Origin of the sequence: Kitasatospora sp. NPDC058190 (genome assembly GCF_042883685.1) — a bacterium.
Lineage (GTDB): Bacteria > Actinomycetota > Actinomycetes > Streptomycetales > Streptomycetaceae > Kitasatospora.
Genome location: NZ_JBHVVI010000113.1, coordinates 1 through 21,151 on the forward strand (window position 1 = coordinate 1; position 21,151 = coordinate 21,151).

The 21,151-nt window shown below is 73.0% G+C and carries 20 protein-coding genes and 1 pseudogene; 14 read left to right on the forward strand and 7 right to left on the reverse strand.

Features of this window, described 5'->3' with window-relative positions:
- Positions 1–187 precede the first annotated feature (187 nt).
- Genes ACFVWU_RS35800 through hemQ form a run of 3 tightly spaced genes read left to right on the forward strand, consistent with a single transcriptional unit; the run spans position 188 to position 2,965 of the window.
- Positions 188–778 carry a Uma2 family endonuclease gene (locus ACFVWU_RS35800; RefSeq protein WP_387628684.1) on the forward strand — a complete coding sequence of 197 codons (591 nt, stop codon included), beginning with the start codon at positions 188–190 and terminating at the stop codon, positions 776–778.
- Positions 779–812: 34 nt separating this feature from the next.
- Positions 813–2,243, forward strand: coding sequence for a protoporphyrinogen oxidase (gene hemG / locus ACFVWU_RS35805; RefSeq protein WP_387628685.1), 1,431 nt, complete (start codon positions 813–815; stop codon positions 2,241–2,243).
- Entirely contained in the window at positions 2,240–2,965 is a 726-nt protein-coding gene (gene hemQ / locus ACFVWU_RS35810; RefSeq protein ID WP_380614165.1) for a hydrogen peroxide-dependent heme synthase, read from the forward strand. Before hemG ends, hemQ begins: the two co-directional genes overlap by 4 nt.
- Before the next feature lie 70 nt (positions 2,966–3,035).
- Here the strand turns inward: hemQ and ACFVWU_RS35815 are convergent, their stop codons facing one another.
- The 3 genes and pseudogenes from ACFVWU_RS35815 to ACFVWU_RS35825 all read right to left on the reverse strand — a co-directional run bounded on the left by ACFVWU_RS35815 (position 3,036) and on the right by ACFVWU_RS35825 (position 6,253).
- Positions 3,036–3,818: a TIGR04222 domain-containing membrane protein gene (locus ACFVWU_RS35815; protein WP_387628688.1), complete on the reverse strand. Its 783-nt coding sequence runs from the start codon at positions 3,816–3,818 to the stop codon at positions 3,036–3,038.
- A gap of 69 nt (positions 3,819–3,887) precedes the next feature.
- Entirely contained in the window at positions 3,888–4,940 is a 1,053-nt protein-coding gene (locus tag ACFVWU_RS35820) for a TIGR04222 domain-containing membrane protein (protein ID WP_387628691.1), read from the reverse strand.
- 27 nt (positions 4,941–4,967) lie between these two features.
- Positions 4,968–6,253, reverse strand: a pseudogene (locus tag ACFVWU_RS35825) (DUF692 domain-containing protein).
- 266 nt (positions 6,254–6,519) lie between these two features.
- On the opposite strand from ACFVWU_RS35825, the gene ACFVWU_RS35830 reads away from it, so the two are divergent.
- The 8 genes from ACFVWU_RS35830 to ACFVWU_RS35865 all read left to right on the forward strand — a co-directional run bounded on the left by ACFVWU_RS35830 (position 6,520) and on the right by ACFVWU_RS35865 (position 14,035).
- Complete coding sequence (locus tag ACFVWU_RS35830) at positions 6,520–7,446, forward strand: GNAT family N-acetyltransferase (protein WP_387628693.1); 927 nt, start codon at positions 6,520–6,522, stop codon at positions 7,444–7,446.
- Between the two features lie 134 nt (positions 7,447–7,580).
- The gene (locus tag ACFVWU_RS35835; RefSeq protein ID WP_387628695.1) at positions 7,581–8,366 is read left to right on the forward strand and encodes a hypothetical protein; all 786 of its coding nucleotides are present in this window, start codon (positions 7,581–7,583) and stop codon (positions 8,364–8,366) included.
- A gap of 121 nt (positions 8,367–8,487) precedes the next feature.
- Entirely contained in the window at positions 8,488–9,498 is a 1,011-nt protein-coding gene (locus ACFVWU_RS35840; RefSeq protein ID WP_387628698.1) for an MBL fold metallo-hydrolase, read from the forward strand.
- Positions 9,499–9,544: 46 nt separating this feature from the next.
- Positions 9,545–11,320 carry an ATP-binding protein gene (locus ACFVWU_RS35845; RefSeq protein ID WP_387628700.1) on the forward strand — a complete coding sequence of 592 codons (1,776 nt, stop codon included), beginning with the start codon at positions 9,545–9,547 and terminating at the stop codon, positions 11,318–11,320.
- The gene (locus tag ACFVWU_RS35850; RefSeq protein ID WP_387628701.1) at positions 11,317–11,748 is read left to right on the forward strand and encodes a roadblock/LC7 domain-containing protein; all 432 of its coding nucleotides are present in this window, start codon (positions 11,317–11,319) and stop codon (positions 11,746–11,748) included. The genes ACFVWU_RS35845 and ACFVWU_RS35850 overlap by 4 nt, the downstream gene beginning before the upstream one ends.
- A 91-nt stretch (positions 11,749–11,839) precedes the next feature.
- Positions 11,840–12,193 carry a DUF742 domain-containing protein gene (locus tag ACFVWU_RS35855; protein ID WP_387628704.1) on the forward strand — a complete coding sequence of 118 codons (354 nt, stop codon included), beginning with the start codon at positions 11,840–11,842 and terminating at the stop codon, positions 12,191–12,193.
- Positions 12,171–12,845 carry an ATP/GTP-binding protein gene (locus ACFVWU_RS35860; RefSeq protein ID WP_387628706.1) on the forward strand — a complete coding sequence of 225 codons (675 nt, stop codon included), beginning with the start codon at positions 12,171–12,173 and terminating at the stop codon, positions 12,843–12,845. Before ACFVWU_RS35855 ends, ACFVWU_RS35860 begins: the two co-directional genes overlap by 23 nt.
- On the forward strand, positions 12,842–14,035 hold the full coding sequence (locus tag ACFVWU_RS35865; protein ID WP_387628708.1) for a cytochrome P450: 1,194 nt from the start codon (positions 12,842–12,844) through the stop codon (positions 14,033–14,035). The genes ACFVWU_RS35860 and ACFVWU_RS35865 overlap by 4 nt, the downstream gene beginning before the upstream one ends.
- 45 nt (positions 14,036–14,080) lie before the next feature.
- On the opposite strand, the gene msrB is transcribed toward ACFVWU_RS35865, so the two are convergent.
- From msrB to ACFVWU_RS35885, 4 genes are all read right to left on the reverse strand, one after another.
- Positions 14,081–14,485 (reverse strand): peptide-methionine (R)-S-oxide reductase MsrB, encoded by a 405-nt coding sequence (gene msrB / locus ACFVWU_RS35870; RefSeq protein WP_380614176.1) that lies wholly within the window; start codon positions 14,483–14,485, stop codon positions 14,081–14,083.
- A gap of 22 nt (positions 14,486–14,507) precedes the next feature.
- A complete protein-coding gene (gene murC, locus ACFVWU_RS35875) occupies positions 14,508–15,917 on the reverse strand; it encodes a UDP-N-acetylmuramate--L-alanine ligase (protein ID WP_387628710.1) in 1,410 nt (469 codons plus the stop codon).
- A gap of 108 nt (positions 15,918–16,025) precedes the next feature.
- Positions 16,026–16,487: an indole-3-glycerol phosphate synthase gene (locus ACFVWU_RS35880; RefSeq protein WP_387628712.1), complete on the reverse strand. Its 462-nt coding sequence runs from the start codon at positions 16,485–16,487 to the stop codon at positions 16,026–16,028.
- Between the two features lie 51 nt (positions 16,488–16,538).
- Entirely contained in the window at positions 16,539–17,330 is a 792-nt protein-coding gene (locus tag ACFVWU_RS35885) for a pyrimidine reductase family protein (RefSeq protein WP_387628713.1), read from the reverse strand.
- A 113-nt stretch (positions 17,331–17,443) separates the two neighbouring features.
- Between ACFVWU_RS35885 and zapE the strand changes: the two genes are divergently transcribed.
- From zapE to uvrB, 3 genes are read left to right on the forward strand one after another with little or no spacing between them, the layout of a single operon-like run.
- Positions 17,444–18,490 (forward strand): cell division protein ZapE, encoded by a 1,047-nt coding sequence (gene zapE, locus ACFVWU_RS35890; RefSeq protein ID WP_387628725.1) that lies wholly within the window; start codon positions 17,444–17,446, stop codon positions 18,488–18,490.
- Positions 18,491–18,529: 39 nt separating this feature from the next.
- Positions 18,530–18,937 carry a hypothetical protein gene (locus ACFVWU_RS35895; protein ID WP_387628715.1) on the forward strand — a complete coding sequence of 136 codons (408 nt, stop codon included), beginning with the start codon at positions 18,530–18,532 and terminating at the stop codon, positions 18,935–18,937.
- Between the two features lie 44 nt (positions 18,938–18,981).
- On the forward strand, positions 18,982–21,078 hold the full coding sequence (uvrB, locus tag ACFVWU_RS35900; protein ID WP_387628717.1) for an excinuclease ABC subunit UvrB: 2,097 nt from the start codon (positions 18,982–18,984) through the stop codon (positions 21,076–21,078).
- Positions 21,079–21,151 lie beyond the last annotated feature (73 nt).

Consider the following 21,151-nt stretch of genomic DNA (forward strand, 5'->3'; position numbering starts at 1 on the left):
GTGTGCCTCCCTGGTACCGGGTCGGGCTCGCCGGCGGGGGGGCTTGGGTGCCCGCCACCGGGGGGGGGTGACCCGCCTGGGGGGGGGGGCGGCCGGGGGGGGGGCCCGCCACCGCCTTTTTTCACGCTCCCTACCACACAGTCCGAGCAGCGGCCCTCCGCGTCTTGGAACTCGCTATCTTGGGGCCATGAGCGAGCTGCCGGACTGGATGTACGCGCCCAGAGACGAGGGCTGGTTTGCCGACGACCTCGACCACCTGCCGCAGGCGCCGCGACACACCGAACTGATCGATGGAGCCCTGGTCTTCATGATGTCTCCCCAGCGCTGGTGGCACGGCGACGTCGTTACGGACCTCGTGTACACGCTGCGCCGCCAGGTGCCGAAGGGGCACCGGGTCGGCAGGGAGATGTCGATCAAGCTCGACAAGCGGAACCGCCCCGAGCCGGACGTGCTCGTCGTCCGGGCCGAATTCGAGCCTGATCGCACCCAGTTCACTCCCGACGAGGTGGCCCTCGTCGTCGAGGTCGTCTCCCCGGAGTCCGCGCACCGCGACCGTACGGTCAAGTTCCGCAAGTACGCCGAGGCAGGTATCCCGCACTACTGGATCGTCGAGGAGGAGGACGGCCTCCCTGTCGCCCACGTCTTCGAGTTGGAGCGTGTGACCTCCTCCTACGTCCCGACCGGGATCTTCCGGGGAAAGCTCGTACGTCCGGTGCCTTTCCCGATCGAGATCGACCTGGACGGGCTGGTGCCCAACAGCGGGCGTGCAGCGGATTGAGGGTTCGGTGTAAAGACCTGCGAGACTGCGAGGCATGTCGGATGCACAGGTCGTCGTCGTCGGTGGTGGGATCGCGGGGCTGGCTGCGGCCGCCTTCCTGAGCGGGGCGGCCGGGGGGCCGGCGCGGGCCCGGGTGACGGTGCTGGAGGCGTCGGGGCGGGTCGGCGGGAAGCTGTGGGGCGGGGAGGTCGGCGGGGCCCGGGTGGACCTCGGGGCCGAGTCGGTGCTGGCGCGGCGGCCGGAGGCGGTGGAGCTGGCGCGGGCGGTCGGTCTGGGGGACGAGCTGGAGCCGCCGACCACCGCGAAGGCGGCGATCTGGACCCGGGGCGCGCTGCGGCCGCTGCCGGGCGGGCAGGTGATGGGCGTCCCGGGAGACCTGGAGGCGCTGGCCGCCTCCGGGGTGCTCACCGCCGAGGGCCTGGAGCGGGCCCGGCACGAGCGGGGGACCGAGGTCGGGGCGGACGTCGCGATCGGACGCTACGTCGCCGACCGGCTCGGCCAGGAGGTGGTGGACCGGCTGGTCGAGCCGCTGCTGGGCGGCGTCTACGCCGGGCGCTCCGACGAGATCTCGCTGCGCGCCGCCGTGCCGCAGTTGCTGCCGATCGCGCAGGGCGGCGGCTCGCTGGTCGAGGGGGTGCGCGAGCTGGCCTCCCGGCCGACGGTCGTCGGCACCCCGGTGTTCCAGGGGCTGCGCGGCGGCCTCGGCACCCTGCCGGAGGCGGTCGCCGAGGCCTGCCTCAAGGCGGGCGTGGACCTGCGCACCGACACCCCGGTGGACGAGCTGCGCCGCACCCCCGAGGGCTGGCGCGTGGTCGCCGGCGGCGAGGTGCTGCACGCCGACGCCGTGGTGCTGGCCGTCCCGGCCCCGGCCGCGGCCCGGCTGCTGCGCGCGGACGCCCCGGCGGCCGCCGTCGAGCTGGACGCCGTCGAGTACGCGGGCATGGCGCTGGTGACCCTGGCGTTCCGCCGGGCCGACCTGGCCGAGCCGCCCAGCGGCAGCGGCTTCCTGGTGCCGCCGGTGGACGGGCGGCGGATCAAGGCCTCGACCTTCTCCTCCAACAAGTGGGGTTGGCTGGACCGCTCCGCCCCGGACTCCTTCCTGCTGCGCACCTCGCTGGGCCGCTACCGCGAGGACGAGGCGCTGGAGCTGCCGGACGAGGAGCTGGTGGCCCGCTCGCTGGCGGACCTGGAGGAGGCGATCGGGCTGACCGCCCGGCCGTACGACACCTTCGTCTCGCGCTTCACCGCCGGCCTGCCGCAGTACCCGGTGGGCCACCTGGACCGGGTGGCCCGGGTGCGGGCGGCGGCGGAGGCGGTGGGCGCGCTGGCGCTGTGCGGCGCCGCGTACGACGGGGTGGGCATTCCGGCCTGCATCGGTTCGGCGGCCGCCGCCGCGGCGGCCATCGACAAACTGTTGACCCCGGCGACCGGGGAAGGTTCCACGGAGAGGACAATGGGCGCATGACTGAGACCGTTGAGCAGCAGCCGGAGCAGCAGCCCGAGAAGAAGAAGGCGCGCGACCTGAACCAGGTCATCCGCTACACCATGTGGTCGGTGTTCAAGCTCAAGGGCGGCCTGCCCGAGGACCGCACCGCCCTGGCTGCCGAGGTGGACGAGCTGTTCGCCCAGCTGGCCGCGAAGGACGTGACCGTGCGCGGCACGTACGACGTGTCCGGTCTGCGCGCGGACGCCGACATCCTCGTCTGGTGGCACGCCGCCGACTCGGACGACCTGCAGGAGGCGTACAACCGCTTCCGTCGCACCGGCCTGGGCCGCCACCTGGAGCCGGTCTGGTCGAACATGGCGCTGCACCGCCCGGCCGAGTTCAACAAGTCGCACATCCCGGCCTTCCTCGCCGACGAGCGCCCGCGCGACTACGTCTGCGTCTACCCGTTCGTCCGCTCCTACGAGTGGTACCTGCTGCCGGACGCCGAGCGGCGCGCGATGCTCGCCGAGCACGGCCAGATGGCCCGTGGCTACCCGGACGTGCGGGCCAACACGGTCGCCTCGTTCGCGCTCGGCGACTACGAGTGGCTGCTCGCCTTCGAGGCGGACGAGTTGCACCGGATCGTCGACCTGATGCGCGACCTGCGCCCCTCCCGGGCCCGGCTGCACGTCCGCGAGGAGGTCCCGTTCTTCACCGGCCGCCGCAAGCCGGTGAGCGAGCTGCTGAACGGCCTGGTCTGACCCGCGTCCTACGGAGGCCGGTCCCCTGTGTACGGGGGGGCCGGCCTCCGGTCGTTGCCACGGGCGCGGGTTACGTCCGGTGCGGGCGGAGGGCGGCGCGCAGGCGGGGGTCGGGGAGGACGGCGGGGCCGTTCATGGCGACGGCGGTGAGGAGTTCACGTTCCTCGTCGTCGGCGAGGCCGTGCTGGCGGGTGGGCCGGACCTCGCGCAGGACCTCCTGGCCGATGGGGGAGGCCCAGCGGGTGTAGGGGTAGATGTCGACGCGGGCCATCAGCAGGGTGCCCGAGGTGAGGATCAGCGGCAGGGAGAACCAGGCGAGCGGGGCGAGGGTGTCACCGCCGGTGAAGCCGCTGAGGGAGAGGGCGGCGGCGAGCAGGACCAGGGTCAGCAGCAGGGCGTGCCGGACGTGGCGGACCACCACCACGGTGTTGCGCTGCACCAGGGCCGGGGTGGCCAGGCCGGCCAGCGAGAGCCGGGCGCCGATCTCCAGCACGGTGGGGTGCTCGGCCATCGCCCGGCGCAGCTCGTCCGTGCGGCACTGGCCCTCGGGGCCGACGGTGGCGATGATCGCGCGCTCCAGGCGGCTGCGGCCCTTGGGGTCGACCACGGTGGTCCAGCCGGTGTGGGCGAGGTGCAGGCGCCCCCGGCCGGCCATCAGGACGAGGGCGAGTTCCACCACCCGGTCCGGGCCGCCGGCCAGGTAGGCGGTCTCGTACAGGCCGATGCCGACGGCCTCCGGCGGACGCAGCAGGTCCTGATCGGCCAGGGCGTCGGCGGCGGCGGTCATCCGTACCAGCCGGAGGCAGGCCAGCACCGCTGCGACACAGGCCGGGATCAGGAACAGCAACCACATGGGCTTGTTCTATGCCTGGGTCGACGGCGCGGGGAACGGCTTCCCGGAGCGCGATACCGAACTGTGACGTCAGGAGCCGCCACAGCTGCTCCCGCAGCTCGAACCGCAGCTGGAACCACAGCTGGAGGAGGAGCCGCAGCTGCTGGAGTGCGAGGAGCCGCAGGAGGAGTGGTGCGAGGACCCGCAGGAGGAGTGGTGCGAGGAGCCGGAGTCGGGAGAGCCGCAGGACGAGGTGCTCGACGAGCAGGAGGAGCCCGAGGAGGAGGAGCTCGACGAGGAGGACGAGGAGGAGAAGAAGGACGAGGACGAGGACGAGGAAGCCTGCCGGATCGCCTCCTCCTCGGCCGCCGCGGCCAGCATCGCCGCCTCCAGCTCCTGGTTGTCCAGCGCGGCCGCGGCCATCCCGCCGAGGGCGACCGCGCCCAGCATCGCGCCGCCCGTCAGCTTCGGCGAGACACCGGACTTGGGCGTCCACGGGCTGCCCTGCATCAGGGACAGCTGGCGCTGCCCGGCCGGGGTGACCCGGCCCTTGGGCGGCGCGCTGGTGACCAGCGCGACGGCGCCGGCGAACAGCAGGAAGCCCGGGATGAAGAGGTTGGGGCGGTCGGAGGGGATCCCGGCGTTGTCGAGCAGCAGGGAGACCGGGATGGAGGCCGCGACGAGGAGCATCGTCTGCCAGAGCAACCGGCGGGCCTTCCGGGCGTGCTCCAGCCGTTCGGGGCGGCGCGTCAGGCCGCGATCGGCGAGCCGGTCGCCGATCTCCTGGACGGCGGCCGAGCGCATCACCATGCGCCGCAACGGGCCGAGTTCACGGCTGCCGGTCGGGCCGACGGCGTCGTGGATCGCCTGGTCGACGGCGTCGTAGGGCCTGGCGCCGGTGAGGGTGACCAGGCCGGCGCGGTTGACCACGGCCTGCTCGGCTAGGTGCATCCGGACCATCGCGGTGTCGAAGACCCGGCCAGGACCGCCGGCCAGGAACGCGGTGTCCAGCAGCGGCAGTCCGCGGCCGGGCAGGCCCTGCGGGTTCGGGACGTGGCCGACCCGCTGCCGGGTCTGGACGGCGTACAGGACGGCGGCGGCCAGCAGGACGGCCGGGATCAGGAAGTAGCTGTTGTGCCACATGGGCGGTTCCCCCGAGATGACGTCGGTTCAGCGTTCGCGCAGGGCCCGGCGCAGGCGGGCGAGCGGGCCGGGCGGCCGCTCGGGCGCCGGGTGGAGCCACAGCTCCATGGCCCGGCGGCGGTCGGCGGCGAGCGGGCCGCCGTCGGTGCGCACCCACTCGGCGAAGGCCCGGGCGTCGGCGCGGTAGCCGCCGGTCTGCGGGTGGGTGCGGGCGTAGTCGAGGAAGAGCGGCCCGTACTGTGCCCCGAGCAGGCGGGGCAGGTCGGGGACGACCGTCGCGGTGGTGTCGCGCCGTTTGGCGGCGAGGCCGGTGGACTGGGCGCGGACCTGGTCCGGGTCGAAGCCGGGCGGGACGGGCCCGCCGGCCACCAGGGCGGTCATCAGCTCCTCCTGGCGCCGGGCCAACCTCTCCCGGGCTGTGCCGGTCGCGGATGCGCCTTCCAGGTCGTTCATCGCGGGGTGCTCCCCTCCAGCACCCGGCGGATGGCGTCCAGTTCACCGGCCAGCTCGGTGGGCGGCGGGAAGTCGGCGTCCCGTTCCAGCAGGACGCCGGGCGGTGCGACCCGCGCGCAGAGTTCGGCCAGGACCTCCAACACCGGTTCGGTGACGGGGTGGGCGTGGGTGTCGTGCCAGACGCCGTCGACCAGGGTGCCGCCCGCGACGTGCACGTAGGCGAGCGCCTCCAGCGGCAGGCGGTCGAGTTCGGCGGCCGGGTCGGTGCCCAGGTTGACCCGGTTGGTGTGCAGGTTGGCGACGTCGATCAGCAGCCGGACGCCGGTGCGCTCGACCAGTTCGGCGAGGAACTCGCCCTCGGTGAACTCGTCGTCCGGCCAGGCGAGCTGGGCGGCGATGTTCTCCAGGGCGAGCGGCACCGGCAGCTGCTCCTGGGCGATCCGGACGTTCTCGGCGATCACCCGCAGCGAGTCCCGGGTGCGGGGGACGGGCAGCAGGTGGCCGGCCTCCAGGCCGCCGGCCCGGACGAAGGCCAGGTGCTCGGTGACCAGCGGGGAGCCGAGTGCCAGCGCCGTCCCGGCGAGTTTGCCGAGCCGGGCGGGGTCGGGCAGGTCGGCGCCGCCGAGGCCGAGGCCGACGCCGTGCGGGACGACGGTGACGCCGCGCTCGCGCAGGACGGTGAGCGAGGTGGGCAGGTGGTCGGCGCAGAGGTTCTCGGCGACCACCTCGACCCAGTCCAGGCCGGGTTGGCGCTCGACCACGGTGTCGATCTCGGTGCGCCAGCCGAGGCCCACGCCGAGCCGGGTGGCGGTGGCGGTGGCGGTGGCGGAGCCGGGCAGGTCCAGGGCAGGGGAAGTCATCGGTTCGCCCCCTTCGGAGGGCTGGACGGGGAGGCCGTCGGGCGGTGCGGGCGTCGTCGCCAGGACCGCGCGGCCGTGCTGTTGAGGATGTCCCCGGGCGGGGTGGCTGCCAAGCCTCACCCGGTCTTCTCAGAGCATTATTTGAGCTTGCCGTCCTGGTGCTGACGGACTCCAGTCCTTGGCCCGCGGTAACCCTGCAGGTGGGGTGGCCCGTCGGCGAGAAATTCGGAGGCGGCCACGGGTCGGCGCGGATAGCGTGGGAACCCATGACGTCGACTGAACTGACGATCCGAGACTTCCGCCCCGCCGATGCCGAGGCGGTGGCCACCGCCCACCGGGCCGGGCGCGAGCACCTGGTGATGACCGCCGAGGCCCTGCTCTGGCTGAACGCCCAGCAGAATCCCGACCAGCACTTCCGCACCTTCGTGGCCGAGTCGGACGGCCGGGTGGTCGGCGCGGTCCGCTGCGGCCTGGTGCTCGGGACGACGACCACCGGCGTCGGCTACGCCAACGGCAGCGTGCTGCCGGAGTTCCGGCGGCGCGGCGCGGCCACCGCGCTGCTGGCCGCGGCCGAACGGCATCTGGCCGGGCACGGGGTGACCGAGCTGCACAGCTGGCTGGACGAGGAGCCCGGTTCGCTGGCCTTCGCCACCGCCCGGGGCTACGAGCTCAGGCGCGCGGCGCAGTTCGGCGGGAGGGACCTGACGCTGCCGCTGCCCCAGGCGCCGGTCCGGCCGGCCGGTGTCGAGCTGCGCCCGGCCACGGACTGGGCGGACGATCCGCGCCCGTTGTTCCTGGTGGAGGCGGACGCCATCCGGGACGAGCCCGGGGAGGTGTCGATCGACGCCCTGGACTACGAGGAGTGGCTGCGGGGCGACTGGGCCCGACCGGACCTGGACCTGGGGCTGACCGTCGTCGCCGTGGTGGACGGTGAGCCGGCCGCGTTCACCATGGCGCAGACCGACGGGGTGGACCGCTACTGGTCCGCGTTCACCGCCTGCCGCCGGGAGTTCCGCGGCCGCGGTCTGGCCAAGCTGGCCAAGCTGGAGTCGCTGCGGCTCGCTGCGGCGGCCGGCTACCGGAGCGCGTACACCAGCAACGACATCACCAACGCGCCGATGCTGGCGGTCAACGCGTGGCTCGGGTACGAGCGCTGTGCGGGGGAGCGCAAGGGGATCAGGCACTTGAAGTAGTCCACCGTGCGGTGATCCTGACGCCCGGAATCGCCGCGAGGGGGGTATTTTCGGCCACGGCGGGGACTTAACCAGGACGCACAGTTCGTGGTCGAGTCTTCCGCCGGGGGGATGATATGGAGATCCTTCTCCAGGTGCTGATCGCATCGGTTCCGGCGGTGATCGGCTTCCTCGCGGCCCGTTTCCTCGCCCGGACCAGACTGTTCCTGCGGTACGGCTTCCTGCGGGTGCTGCTGGCGCCGTACAGCCGGGTGCAGATCATCACGCCGAGCCTCGAGGTGGCGGAGTTCGCGTTCACCACGGACGGCTGCCAGCTCACCAGCCGCGGGCCGAAGAACGTGCTGTTCGTGCCGATGGCCGAGGCCAGGGCGATAGCGGAGCTCACCGACCTGCTGCGGAAGGTCAACCGGAAGGCCACCATCGAACTGGTGGTGGCCGGCGCCCAGGATCCACGGATGCCGACCTTCTCGATCGGCGGTCCGAGCGTCAACTCCTACTCCGCGGGCGTGCTGGACGCGGTGTTCCCGGACTTCGCCATCGAGTACCCGGACGAGGCCCGTGCCCGCTGGGGCGGGATGACCTTCGAGGCGCTGTACAGCCCGGCCGGGGAGCTGATCCGCGACCACGGCTTCATCTTCGTCACCCGTACGCCCCGGCACGCGCCGTGCGTCGTGCTGTGCGGGGTGTTCGCCTTCGGCTCCGCGATGGCGGTGGAGGCGCTGACCGCGGCGAGCCGGAACTCGCCGTTGGCGGCGCTGTTCCGCTCGGGGGAGAAGGGGTTCGTCGCGGTGGAGGGGCGGGTGATCGGTCTGGACACCGTGGACGTCACCGTCGAGGTCTGCCGCGTCCTGCCCTCGCCCCGGTCCGACGTCCCGTCGGGGTTCCGGGGCGAGGTGTCCACCGGTCGTCCCGAGATCTGAGACGATTGGTCTCGACCACGCGGCGCGAAACCGGACAGCCCGGGAGGGACTGGGGCATGAACTCCGGCCGTCCGTGCAGGTTTTGCCCCACTCCTGGCGCAAGGTGGGCATAATCGCGCGCATGACGATCAACCGTGCGAACGTGAGCGCGATTGCCGAGGACCTGTACGTGTGGCTCCCCCCGAAGCGGGGCTGGGGCCTGGCCAACTGCGGCCTGCTGGCCTCGGAGACCACCGCGCTCTGGATCGACACCCCGTACGACCCCTCGCTGGCCGGGGAGTTCCTCGCCGCGAGCCGACGCCTGCTGCCGACCGGGGTGGAGATCGACCGGGTGGTCGTCACCCACGCCAACGGCGACCACCTGTGGGGCGCCGGGGTGCTGCCGGACGCCGAGGTGATCGCCACCCGCGAGGCGCTGGACCACATCCACTGGGAGCCCTCCCCGCAGCAGCAGCACGCGCTGATCGCCAACAGTGACCCGGACTCCCCGCTCGGCGGCTACCTGCGGGAGCACTTCGGGGTCTTCGACTGGTCCGAGACCGAGGCGGTGCACCCGGACACCGTCTTCACCGGTGAGCTGGAGATCAAGGTCGGCCGCTACCCGGTGCAGATCACCAGCCTGCCCGCCGCCCACACGGGTGGAGACCTGATGGTCCACCTCCCCCACCAGCGCGCGGTGTTCACCGGCGACGTGATCTTCTCCTCGACCCCCGAGCAGCCCGGCGACCACCCCTCGCACTGGGCCGGCCCGCTGGCGAACGTCATCGGCGCCTGCGAGCAGGCCCTCGCCACCGGCGCCGAGATCTTCGTCCCCGGCCACGGCCCGGTGCTCGACCGGGACGGCGTCCGGCAGCACATCGGCTACCTCGACTACGTCCGTGAGCGCGCCCACGCCCTGCACGGCGCCGGGATACCCGCCCTGGACGCCGCCCGGCGGGTGATCGCCGAGCAGCGCCACCCCGAACTCGGCCTGCCCGAGCGGCTGGTGCTCACCGTCGCGGCCGAGTACCGGCACCTGGACGGCTCCGCCAAGCCCGGCATCCTGGAGTCGATGGGCCAGGTGGCCCTGGTGGCCCGCGAACTGGCCGAAGAAGCCGCCCGCGTCCCGCGCCCGCGCTCCGGCCGGAACTGACCCCCGCGGCCCAGGCGCCAGCCGGCCAGGACACCCGAGGACTTCGATGCAGATCGCGCTGATCGCCCTGGCGCTGGTCGCCGCCGCGGCCACGGTCGTGCTCTCCCGTGGCCGAGCCCGCGCCGTCGCCCGGGCGACGGCCGCCGAGACCGCCCGCGACCACGGTGAGGAGCGCGCCCGGGCCGCCGAGGCCCGACTCGCCCGCGCCGAACAGGAGTCGCACGACTCCCGGGAGGCCGTTCGGCGCTCCGTCGAGGAGGCCCGCCGGGCCGGCGAACGCCACCGGGCCGCGGACGAGCGCCACCGGGCCGCCGAGCGACAGTCCCGGGAGGCGCAGGAGGCCATGCGGGAGGCCGAGCAGCGGGCCGCCGCCGCGACCACCCGGGCCGAGGAGGCCGAACGCCGGCTCGCCACCACCGAGCAGCACGCCGCCGCCCTGCTCGCCGAGATCGGCCACCTCGCCGGGGAACGGGTCGCCGCCACTGCCGTACGCCTGACGCACGCCAACGCCCCACTGGTCGGCCCGCTGGACCCGGAGGCCGTCGGAGCCGAGGCCGTCCGCGCCCTGCAGTCCGTCCTGGACGCCGCCACCGCCGCCCTCGCCGACGAGCGCGAACGGGTCGACGCCGCCGCCCGGGCCGCCATGCGCGGCGCCACCTCCCGGATCCAGACCCTGCTCTACCAGATCCAGAGCCTGGTTCAGCAGCTCCAGCACGACAACGACGACCCCCGGCTGCTGGAGGTCGACTTCCGCAACGAGGTCGCGCTGCGCCGGATCCAGACCGTCGCCGTGCTCTGCGAGGCCTGGCCGGGCCTGGCCCGCACCGACTCCCCGCTCACCGAGGTGGTGGTCGGCGCGCTCTCCCGGGTGCCCGGCTACGCCCGGATCAAAGTCGCCAACCACCTGCGGGAGCAGCGGCTCGCGGTGGTCGCCCGGGCCGCCGAGCCGATCGCCATGGCGATCGCCGAACTGCTCGCCAACGCCACCGCCTACTCCCACCCGGAGACCGACGTGCCGGTCACCGTCCAGCAGGGCGGTCGCGGCGCGCTGGTGATCACCGACGACAGCGGCATCGGCATGGACGAGGACCAGCTGCGCCGGGCCCGCCGTCTGCTGGCCGGCCCGCCGGACGTGCTGCTCACCGAGCTCGGCAACCCGCCCAGGACCGGCTTCGCGGTGGTCGGCAAGCTGGCCCGGCAGTACGGCTTCACCTGCCACATCGAGCCCTCTCCGTACGGCGGCATGCGGACCATCCTGCGGATCCCGGCCGCGCTGGTGACGGTGGTGGACGAGGAGCAGCCGCTGTCGGTGCTCACCCCGCTGCCGCTGCGGGCCGGCGGCGGTCCGGCCCCGGCGCCCACGGTCCTGGCGCCCACGGTCCTGGCCGTGCCGCCGATGCGCGACGCCGACGAGCAGGACGGGCCGGTGCTCGCCGACCGCCACAACCAGCCCGGCCCGCTCCCGGCGCCGGCCATCCACGCGGTGCCCGGCCCCGGCCCTGACGCCGACCCCGACCCGGCCGCGGTCCGGTCCGGCGACGGCAGCGGCCTGCCCACTCGGCGCCGCCGCCGTCCACTGGCGGCCGAGCAGCCCGCCGGGGGGCCGACCGGCGCGCCCACCGACGCGACCGGCGGGCCCGGGGCCGAACCGAACCACCGCACCCCCGAGCGGGCCTCCGCCCACTGGCAGGCGCTGCAGCAGGGCACCGGCTCCGGCCGGGCCGCCGTGGCGCGGGCCGCCCGCGAGAGCGCCGTACCGGACGAACCCGGCACCACCGGTGACCGCACCACCGGCCCGACCTTAGAAGGAGCCGAGCAGTGAGCAGCTCGCCCAGCCCGACCGCCACCGACGAGATCTCCTGGGTGCTGAACCCGCTGCTGGAGCTGCCGGGGGTGCTGCACGCGGTCGTCGCCACCGGTGACGGACTCGTCGAGGCCGCCTCCGACGGCCTCGGCCGGGCCTCCGCGGAGCGGGTCGCCGCGATGACCGCCACCGTGCACGCCGCCGCCCGCGCCTTCACCACCGCCTTCACCGACGCCGAGCGGCCCCGCCTGGCCCAGACCGTGGTGGAGTCCGACCTCGGCTACGCCGTCGTCGTCCCGGCCGGGGAGAACACCGCGCTCGCCGTGTTCACCGCCCCGGACGCCCAACTCGGCAACGTGGCTTACCAGATGCAGCTCCAGGTCGCCGCCCTGGGCCGCGTGCTCGCCAGCCCGTCCCGGCGGCAGGATCCCACCGCAGGGTCATGAGCGAGCGAATCATCGAGACGCGCGCGTGGGCGAGTGCCCCTGCCGAGCGGTGGGAGTCCCCCCGGCCGCAGGCTGGGGGAGAGGTGGGCGCATGAGTGCCGTCCCCCGCAGGCGGATGGTGCCCGCCTACCTGGCCACCGGCGGCCGCAGCCGCCCCGGCACCGAGGGCTTCGAGCGGCTGACCGTGCTGTTCGCCGACCGCGCCGAACCGCCGACCGGACTCGAACCCGAACACCGTCGGCTCTGGGAGCTGCTGCGCCCCGGCGCGCTGACCGTGGTGGAGGCCGCCGCGCACCTGCGCCTGCCGGTCAGCGCCACCGTCTTCCTCGCGGCCGATCTGGTCGAGGCGGGCTGCCTGCACGCCCGCGCGCCGATCCCGCGTGCCCAGCAGACCGACCGTTCCATCGTCGAGAGGCTCCTCGTTGGACTCCGTGCGCTCCGGTGACCGGGCCGGCTCCCCCGAGGGGCGGCCGAGCCGGGTGGGCTACCTGCCCGACCGGGACCAGACGCTGATGAAACTGGTGGTCGCCGGCCCGTTCGGGGTCGGCAAGACCACGCTGATCCGCACCCTCTCCGAGATCGCCACCCTGCACACCGAGGAGGCGATGACGGAGTCCGGGCGGCCGGTGGACGACCTGGCGGGCCTGCCCGAGAAGTCCACCACCACCGTCGCGGTCGACTTCGGCCGGCTCACCCTGCCCGGCAACCTGGTGCTCTACATGTTCGGCACCCCGGGCCAGCGCCGCTTCTTCCCGCTCTGGCAGGACGTCGCCCGCGGCGCGCTGGGCGCCCTGGTGCTCGCCGACACCCGCCGGCTGGCCGACTCCTTCGAAATCATGGACATGGTCGAGGAGCAGGGTCTGCCGTACGCCGTGGCGGTCAACCGCTTCCCGGATTCCCCGGAGCACCCGGTCGAGGTGCTGCGCACCCACCTGGACCTGCACGCCGCCACCCCGCTGCTGCTCTGCGACGCCCGCGAGCGCGGGAGCAGCCTCGACGCGCTGGTCGCCCTGGCCGAGCACGTCCTGGACACCCTGCCCGCCACCGCCGCCGCCACCGCCACCGCCGCCACCGCCGCCACCCAGGAGGGCTCGTGACCGTCGAGACCCGCCCGACCCCGATCTACGGCCCGGTCTTCGCCGCCGACCCCCAGCTGGTGTACGAGCGGCTGCGCCGCCACGGCGCCGTCGCCCCGGTGGAGATCGCGCCCGGCGTGGACGCCCTGCTGGTCACCGACTACCAGGCCGCCCTGGACCTGTTGCGCGACACCGACACCTTCTCCAAGGACTCCCGCGCCTGGCAGCGGACCGTCCCGTCGGACTCCCCGCTGCTGCCGGTGCTCGGCTACCGCCCCACCGCCCTGTTCAGCGACGGCGGGACCCACGCCCGCTACCGCGCGGTGATCACCGACGGCCTCGCCCTGTTCGAGCCGCACCGGCTGCAGCGCCAGGTCGCCGCGGCCGCCCACCAGCTGATCGACGGGTTCGCCGCGGTCGGCCGCGCCGACCTGATCGCCGAGTACGCCCGCCGGCTGCCCGCCTTCGTGCTCACCACCTGGTTCGGCGTGCCCGAGGAGCAGCGAGCCCGGGTGGTGGCCGCGATCACCGGGCTGATCGAGTCCACCGAACGGGCCTGCGCCGCGTACGGGGAACTCGTCGGGGTGGTCACCGCGATGGTCGCCGAGCGGCGCGAGCGCCCCCGCAACGACCTCGCCTCCTGGTTCGTCACCCACCCGGTCGCGCTGGACGACGACGAGGTGATCCGCCAGATCACCCTGACCATGATCGCCGGGCACGAGCCGACCACCAACCTGATCGGCAACGCCCTGCTGCGGCTGCTCACCGACGCCCGCTACGCCGGCTCGCTGTTCGGCGGCGCGATGACCGCCCACCAGGCGATCGACGAGGTGCTCTGGCACGAGCCTCCGATGGCCAACCTCTCCGCCCACTACCCGCGCTACGACATCACCTTCCACGGCCGGGAGATCAGGGCCGGCTCGCTGGTGCTGGTCTCGTACGCGGCCGCCAACTCCCAGGCCGCGCCGCCCACCGACGGCACCGAGCTGCGCAGCGGCGAGAGCGCCCACCTGGCCTGGGCGGCCGGCCCGCACGCCTGCCCGGCCCGCGACCCGGCCCTGCTGATCGCGATCACCGCGATCGAGCAGCTGACCAGCCGGCTCAGCGACCTCGAACTGTCCACCCCGGCGGGGGAGTTGCTCTGGCGCCCGGGTCCGTTCCACCGCGCCCTGGTGCACCTGCCGGTCCGCTTCGCGCCGCTGGCCGGATAGCCGGAAGGCCCGGACGACGATCGTCCGGGCCTTCCGCCGTCCGTCCTACTCGGCCGGCCGCAGCGTCAGCGAGATGCTGTTGATGCAGTAGCGCTGGTCGGTCGGCGTCCCGTAGCCCTCGCCCTCGAAGACGTGCCCCAGGTGCCCGCCGCAGCGGGCACAGCGCACCTCGACCCGGCGCATGCCGAGCGAGTCGTCCTCGATGTACTCGACCCGGTCCTCGGCCAGCGGCGCGTAGTACGAGGGCCAGCCGCAGTGGCTGTCGAACTTGGTCTCGGAGCTGAACAGCTCCGCCCCGCAGGCCCGGCAGCTGTAGACGCCGACCGTCTTGGTGTCGGTGTACTCGCCGACGAACGGGCGCTCGGTGCCCGCCTCGCGGAGGACGTGGTACTCCTCGGGGCTGAGCTGGGCGCGCCACTCGGCCTCGGACTTCTGGATCTCGTAGCTCATCACGACTCCCGCTCGGCGTACGTCAGACGTTGGAGGCAACGTTCGCGAGGTGCTTGAGAATTTCTGGCCCGAGGTTGGTGACGTCGCCCGCGCCCATGGTGAGCAGCAGGTCGCCCGGGCGGGCCAGCCCGGCCAGCAGGGCGGGGGCGGCGGCGAAGTCGTGCTCGGCGGTGACGTCGGCGCCGGCCCGGTGGGCGGCGTCGATGATCAGCTCGCTGGTCACGCCCGGGATCGGGTCCTCGCGGGCCGGGTAGATGTCCAGCACCACCGAGGCGTCGGCCAGCGCGAGGGCCTGGCCCATCTCCTCGGAGAGCTGCTGGGTGCGGCTGAACAGGTGCGGCTGGAAGACCACCAGGACGCGGCCCTCGCCGTCCAGGCCCTCGCGGATCGCCTCCAGGTCGGCGGTCATCTCGGTCGGGTGGTGGGCGTAGGAGTCGATCACCTGGACGCCGGACTCCTCGCCCTTGAGCTGCAGGCGGCGGCGCACGCCGGTGTAGGCGCCGATCGCCTTGGCCAGGTCGGCGGCCGGGACGCCCAGCGCGACGCCGGCGGCCAGCGCGGCGACCGCGTTGTGGGCGTAGTGCCGGCCGGGCACCGAGACGGTGAAGGCCAGCTCGGCGCCGTTCAGCAGCACGGTGACCTCGCTGGTCATGCCGTGGGCGACCACCGAGAGGACGCGCACGTCGGCGTCCTCGGCGGAGCCGACGGTCACCACGTTCAGCCCCTCGCGGGCGGCCACCCGGGCGGTCAGCTCGCGGGCGCCGTCGTGGTCGGCGGAGACCACCAGGGTGCCGCCGGGGGCGATCCGGCCGACGAAGGTCTCGAAGGACTCGTAGATCTCCTCGATCGAGGCGTAGTTGGCGTGGTGGTCCAGCTCCACGTTGAGCACGATCGCCACCTCGGGCGCGTACTTGTGGAAGCTGCGGTCGCTCTCGTCGGCCTCGGCGACGAAGATCTCGCCGGTGCCGTGGTGGGCGTTGGAGCCGGGGGCGTCGAGGTCGCCGCCGATCGCGTAGGACGGTTCCAGGCCCAGCTCGCCGAGGGCGACGGCGAGCATGCTGGTGGTGGTGGTCTTGCCGTGGGTGCCGGCCACCGCCAGCGCCCGGCGGCCGCCCATCAGCGCGGCCAGCGCGTCGGAGCGGTGCACCACCGGGATGCCGCGCTCGTGGGCGGCGGCCAGCTCCGGGTTGTCGGCGCGGATCGCGCTGGAGACGACGACGCAGCTGGTGCCGTCCGGCACGTGCTCGGCGGCGTGGCCGACGTGCACCGTCGCGCCGAGGGCGCGCAGCGCGAGGACGGTCTCGGACTCCTTGGAGTCGCTGCCGGAGACGCTGGCACCGCGCACTGCGAGGATCTTCGCCAGGCCGGACATCCCGGCGCCGCCGATGCCGATGAAGTGCGGGGCGTGCAGGTCGTGCGCGGCGTCGTTCAAGGCGTGGCTCCGTACGGGCGGGGGCTAGTGGGCAGGCGGGTCCGGCGATGCGCGAATCGTCCTCGCGGGCGGACCGCAAGGACGATTCTGCACCACGGGCGCGCGCATCTAGGAGTCGCTGGCGAACAGCCTCAGCACCGGGACCCCCACCTTGTGCCGGGCCTGGGAGGCCCAGTCGCGATGGAAGAACTCCTCCACGAAGTGCGGTGAGGTGAGCACCACCACTTCGTCCGCGCGCTGTTCCTCGACCACCGCGCGCAGCCGCTCCAGCGGCTTGTCCTCGACCAGTTCGCCGACCGCCTCGGCCCCGGCCCGGCGCAGGTGGCGCAGGCTGTGCTCAAGCGATTCGCCGGCCAGGGTCGGGCCGCTCTCGGATTCGTCGTGCTCGTGCACCACCTTGTCGAGGTGGCCGAGGGCGACGTCGTCGAGCGCCCGCAGCAGTTCGTCCTGCTTGCCGCGCGGCTGCATCAGGACGACGAAGGACACCTTCTCGTCGCTGTGGAGCGTCGTGACGAGCTCCACGTCCGCGTCCGAGAGAGCCTTTTCGATCATCAGTACCGTCTTGAACACGTGAGTCCCTTCCAGTGGCCGGCCCCCAGGCCCCGGCATCGCATAACGGGATCACGATCGGGGGGTCACGGGGTCATCCGAACCCAGGTGACGCAGGTAGCGGGTGAAGAGGAATCCTTTCTGCTCGATCAATGAGACCAGCCGCATCCGTTGCACGTCAGGCATTTCCGCATCGTGGACGATGCGCGGCGCGTCGCCGCCCGTGATCAACGGGGCCAGCGACAGGCACAGCTCGTCCAGCAGGCCCGCCGCCGCGAGCTGTCCCAGCAGCCGCGGGCCGCCCTCGCTCAGCAGGCGGGTCCAGCCACGCTCCACCAGGGCCGCCACACCAGCCCGCAGGTCCACCGAACCCCGCCCGGCGAGCACCAGGTCGGCCACCTCGGCGACCGCCCGGCGGCGCTCCTCGGGGGCGTCCTCGACGGTGATCACGACCGTCCTGACCAACGGTTCCGTGAACAGGGGTGCACTCAGGTCGAGGTTCAGCGAGCGGCTCACGACCGCGATCGCCGGGGCCGGGGCCTGCCCCGCCGCCGCCCGGGCCGCCGCGAACTCCCGACGGGCCCGGGCCGGACGGTAGCCCTCCGCGCGGACCGTCTCGGCGCCCACCAGCACCACGTCCGACAGGGCGCGCAGCACACCGAAGATCCGCTTGTCGGCGTCGCCGGACAGGCCCTCGGACAGGCCCTCGAGCTTCGCCCCGCCGTCCAGTCCGGCCACCATGTTGGCGCGCAGCCAGGGGTGCCCCTGATTCACCTGGTCGGGGTACGCGTAGACGGCGGCGAGCGACTCCAGCGCGGCCGGATCGGCGACCGGCGCACCCAGCGGGCTGATCAACTGTTGCATGCCCTCAGTGTTCCACCGAGGGCCGTTCGGAGGCGTTTCGAGGGCGGCTACCGGCAGGCGTACCCTCTACTACCGTGCCCGCAGCCTCCCGCCCCGCCACCGCCACCGAGTCCATAGCCGCCGCGAGCCCGGCCGGCAACCCGATCGCGCTCACCGACCGCCGCCCCGTCGTGCCCGCCGAGCGGCTGGTCGCCGAGATGGTCCCGCCGCCCCGGTTCGCCGACGTGAGCTTCGGGACGTACATCCCGGACCAGACCCAGCCCAGCCAGTACGAGGCCGTGCAGGTGTTGGAGCAGTTCGCAGGCACCCTCGCGCGAGGAAACGGTTCTGCGCCCAAGCGCAGCTGGTTCCGCCGCTCCGCCCCCGCGCCCACCGGCCCCGCCGGGGTCTACCTCGACGGCGGCTACGGCGTCGGCAAGACCCACCTGCTCGCCTCGCTCTGGCACGCCGCCCCCGGCCCGAAGGCCTTCGGCACCTTCGTCGAGCTGACCAACCTGGTCGGCGCGCTCGGCTTCCAGCAGGCCGTCCAGACCCTCTCCGGGCACACGCTGCTCTGCATCGACGAGTTCGAGCTGGACGACCCGGGCGACACCGTCCTGGTCTCCACGCTGCTCGGCCGCCTGGTCGAGAACGGCGTCAAGCTGTGCGCCACCTCGAACACCCTGCCGGAGAAGCTCGGCGAGGGCCGCTTCGCCGCCGCCGACTTCCTGCGCGAGATCCAGGGCCTGTCCGCGCACTTCCGCCCGATGCGGATCGACGGCCAGGACTACCGCCACCGCGGCCTGCCCGACGCCCCGCCGCCGTACACCGACGAGACCGTCGAGACCGTCGCCGCCCGCACCCCGGGCGCCTCGCTGGACGACTTCGACGCCCTGCTGGCCCACCTCTCCGCCGTCCACCCCAGCCGCTACGGCGCGCTGCTGGACGACGTCACCGCGGTCTGCCTGCGCGGCGTGCGCCAGGTCGACGACCAGTCCACCGCGCTGCGCCTGGTCGTCCTGGCCGACCGGATGTACGACCGTGAGCTGCCCATCACCGCCTCCGGCCTGCCCTTCGACCAGGTCTTCCCGGAGGACATGCTGCGCGGCGGCTACCGCAAGAAGTACCTGCGGGCCATCTCCCGCCTGGTCGCCCTCGCCCGCGACAGCGCCCGGGAGTAGAGTTCGGGCGCGCGTTCGCGCGTGGATCAAGGGGGAGTCGTGGAGGGGTCGTTCATCGAGGCTGCTCCGGTGCTGCTGCTGGACGTCCTCGGCATCGGCAGCCTCGTGCTCGTGATCGCCTTCCTGCTCCTGCTCTTCCGGGACCGGACGATCAGGACGCGGATCTTGAGCAGCATCGTGCTCGGGACCGGTTGGCTGCTGGTCGTCGGGATGGTCAAGGGCAATTCGGCCCGGCATGTGCTGGTGCTGTACGTCGACACCATGCTGGCATTGGCGGTCATGCTGCTCTCCGGCTGGTCGCACATCAAGGAGGCGGGTCTGCGCGAGGCCGGGGGAGAGCCGGCCCGGGAACCCGACCGGTGGAGGGTCCGCTTGATCGCATGTGCGGGCCTAGGCACCGTCGTGGCCCTGCTGGGTCTGGAGTACCTGCCGATCTGGTCCGCCTGAGCGAAGCCGCCCGCGATGTCAGTGATGGGTCGTACGGTGGAGTCGTGCGTCCCATCACGAGTATTGAGCGGTCCGTGGCGCCCTTCGAGGTCGTCAGTCCCTTCCAGCCGAACGGTGACCAGCCGGCGGCGATCGCCGAGCTGGAGCGGCGGATCAGGGGAGGGGAGAAGGACGTCGTGCTGCTCGGTGCCACCGGTACCGGCAAGTCGGCCACCACGGCCTGGATGATCGAGAAGCTGCAGCGCCCCACCCTGGTGATGGCGCCGAACAAGACGCTGGCCGCGCAGCTGGCGAACGAGTTCCGCGAGCTGCTGCCGAACAACGCGGTCGAGTACTTCGTCTCGTACTACGACTACTACCAGCCCGAGGCGTACGTCCCGCAGACGGACACCTACATCGAGAAGGACTCCTCGATCAACGAGGAGGTCGAGCGGCTGCGGCACTCGGCGACCAACTCGCTGCTCACCCGCCGCGACGTGATCGTGGTCGCCTCCGTCTCCTGCATCTACGGCCTCGGCACCCCGCAGGAGTACGTGGACCGGATGGTCCCGCTCAAGGTCGGCCAGGAGATCGACCGCGACGTGCTGCTGCGCCGCTTCGTGGACATCCAGTACGCGCGCAACGACGTGGCCTTCACCCGGGGCACCTTCCGGGTCCGCGGCGACACCATCGAGATCTTCCCGGTCTACGAGGAGCTCGCCGTCCGGATCGAGATGTTCGGCGACGAGATCGAGGCGCTCTACACCCTGCACCCGCTCACCGGCGAGATCATCAGCCAGGACGAGCAGATCTACGTCTTCCCCGCCTCGCACTACGTGGCCGGCCCCGAGCGCATGGAGCGGGCGGTCACCGGCATCGAGCAGGAGCTGGAGCAGACGCTCGCCAAGCTGGAGAAGCAGGGCAAGCTGCTGGAGGCCCAGCGGCTGCGCATGCGCACCACCTACGACATCGAGATGCTGCGCCAGATCGGCACCTGCTCGGGCGTCGAGAACTACTCGATGCACTTCGACGGCCGCGAGCCCGGCTCCCCGCCGAACACCCTGCTGGACTACTTCCCGGAGGACTTCCTCCTGGTCATCGACGAGTCGCACGTCACCGTCCCGCAGATCGGCGCGATGTACGAGGGCGACGCCTCGCGCAAGCGCACGCTGGTCGAGCACGGCTTCCGGCTGCCGTCCGCGATGGACAACCGCCCGCTGAAGTGGGAGGAGTTCCTGGGGCGGATCGGTCAGACGGTCTACCTGTCGGCGACGCCCGGCCCGTACGAGCTGTCCCGCGGCGACGGCCAGGTCGAGCAGATCATCCGCCCGACCGGCCTGATCGACCCCGAGGTGATCGTCAAGCCGACCGAGGGCCAGATCGACGACCTGGTGCACGAGGTGCGCAAGCGGGTGGAGCGGGACGAGCGCGTCCTGGTCACCACGCTGACCAAGAAGATGGCCGAGGACCTCACCGACTACATGCTCGGCCTGGACATCCGGGTCCGGTACCTGCACAGCGACGTGGACACCCTGCGCCGGGTCGAGCTGCTGCGCGAGCTGCGCGCGGGTCGGTTCGACGTGCTGGTCGGCATCAACCTGCTGCGCGAGGGCCTGGACCTGCCCGAGGTGTCGCTGGTGGCGATCCTGGACGCGGACAAGGAGGGCTTCCTGCGCTCCGGCACGTCCCTCATCCAGACGATCGGCCGTGCCGCCCGCAACGTCTCCGGCCAGGTCCACATGTACGCGGACCGGATCACCCCCTCGATGGAGAAGGCGATCGAGGAGACCAACCGCCGCCGGGCCGTCCAGCAGGCCTACAACAAGGAGCACGGGATCGACCCGCAGCCGCTGCGGAAGAAGATCGGCGACATCCTGGACACCCTCGCCCGCGAGGACGTGGACACCGACGAGCTGCTCTCCACCGGCTACCGCGGCGCGGGCCAGAAGGGCGGCAAGGCCCCGGTGCCGATGCTGGGCTCGGAGCGCAAGCCCGCCAAGTCGCTGCCGGCCGCCGAGCTGGCGGACCTGATCCAGGAGATGACCGACCGGATGCACACGGCCGCCGCCGATCTCCAGTTCGAGGTCGCGGCGCGGCTGCGCGACGAGGTGAAGGAGCTGAAGAAGGAGCTGCGGCAGATGCGCGAGGCCGGTGTGGCCTGACCGCACGGCCGGGGCGCCGGGCTCGGCCGGTTTGGCACCGGTCAAGCCCGGCGGTGTCTCAGCCTTGCCACAA

Bases quoted from the DNA above. Each gene is read 5' to 3' on its own strand.
- ACFVWU_RS35885 (WP_387628713.1), bottom strand. From the start codon at position 17,330: ATGCAACAGTTGATCAGCCCGCTGGGTGCGCCGGTCGCCGATCCGGCC.
- ACFVWU_RS35800 (WP_387628684.1), top strand. From the start codon at position 188: ATGAGCGAGCTGCCGGACTGGATGTACGCGCCCAGAGACGAGGGCTGG.
- msrB (WP_380614176.1), bottom strand. From the start codon at position 14,485: ATGAGCTACGAGATCCAGAAGTCCGAGGCCGAGTGGCGCGCCCAGCTC.
- ACFVWU_RS35840 (WP_387628698.1), top strand. From the start codon at position 8,488: ATGACGATCAACCGTGCGAACGTGAGCGCGATTGCCGAGGACCTGTAC.
- ACFVWU_RS35845 (WP_387628700.1), top strand. From the start codon at position 9,545: ATGCAGATCGCGCTGATCGCCCTGGCGCTGGTCGCCGCCGCGGCCACG.
- hemQ (WP_380614165.1), top strand. From the start codon at position 2,240: ATGACTGAGACCGTTGAGCAGCAGCCGGAGCAGCAGCCCGAGAAGAAG.
- ACFVWU_RS35815 (WP_387628688.1), bottom strand. From the start codon at position 3,818: ATGTGGTTGCTGTTCCTGATCCCGGCCTGTGTCGCAGCGGTGCTGGCC.
- hemG (WP_387628685.1), top strand. From the start codon at position 813: ATGTCGGATGCACAGGTCGTCGTCGTCGGTGGTGGGATCGCGGGGCTG.
- ACFVWU_RS35820 (WP_387628691.1), bottom strand. From the start codon at position 4,940: ATGTGGCACAACAGCTACTTCCTGATCCCGGCCGTCCTGCTGGCCGCC.
- ACFVWU_RS35855 (WP_387628704.1), top strand. From the start codon at position 11,840: ATGAGTGCCGTCCCCCGCAGGCGGATGGTGCCCGCCTACCTGGCCACC.
- ACFVWU_RS35830 (WP_387628693.1), top strand. From the start codon at position 6,520: ATGACGTCGACTGAACTGACGATCCGAGACTTCCGCCCCGCCGATGCC.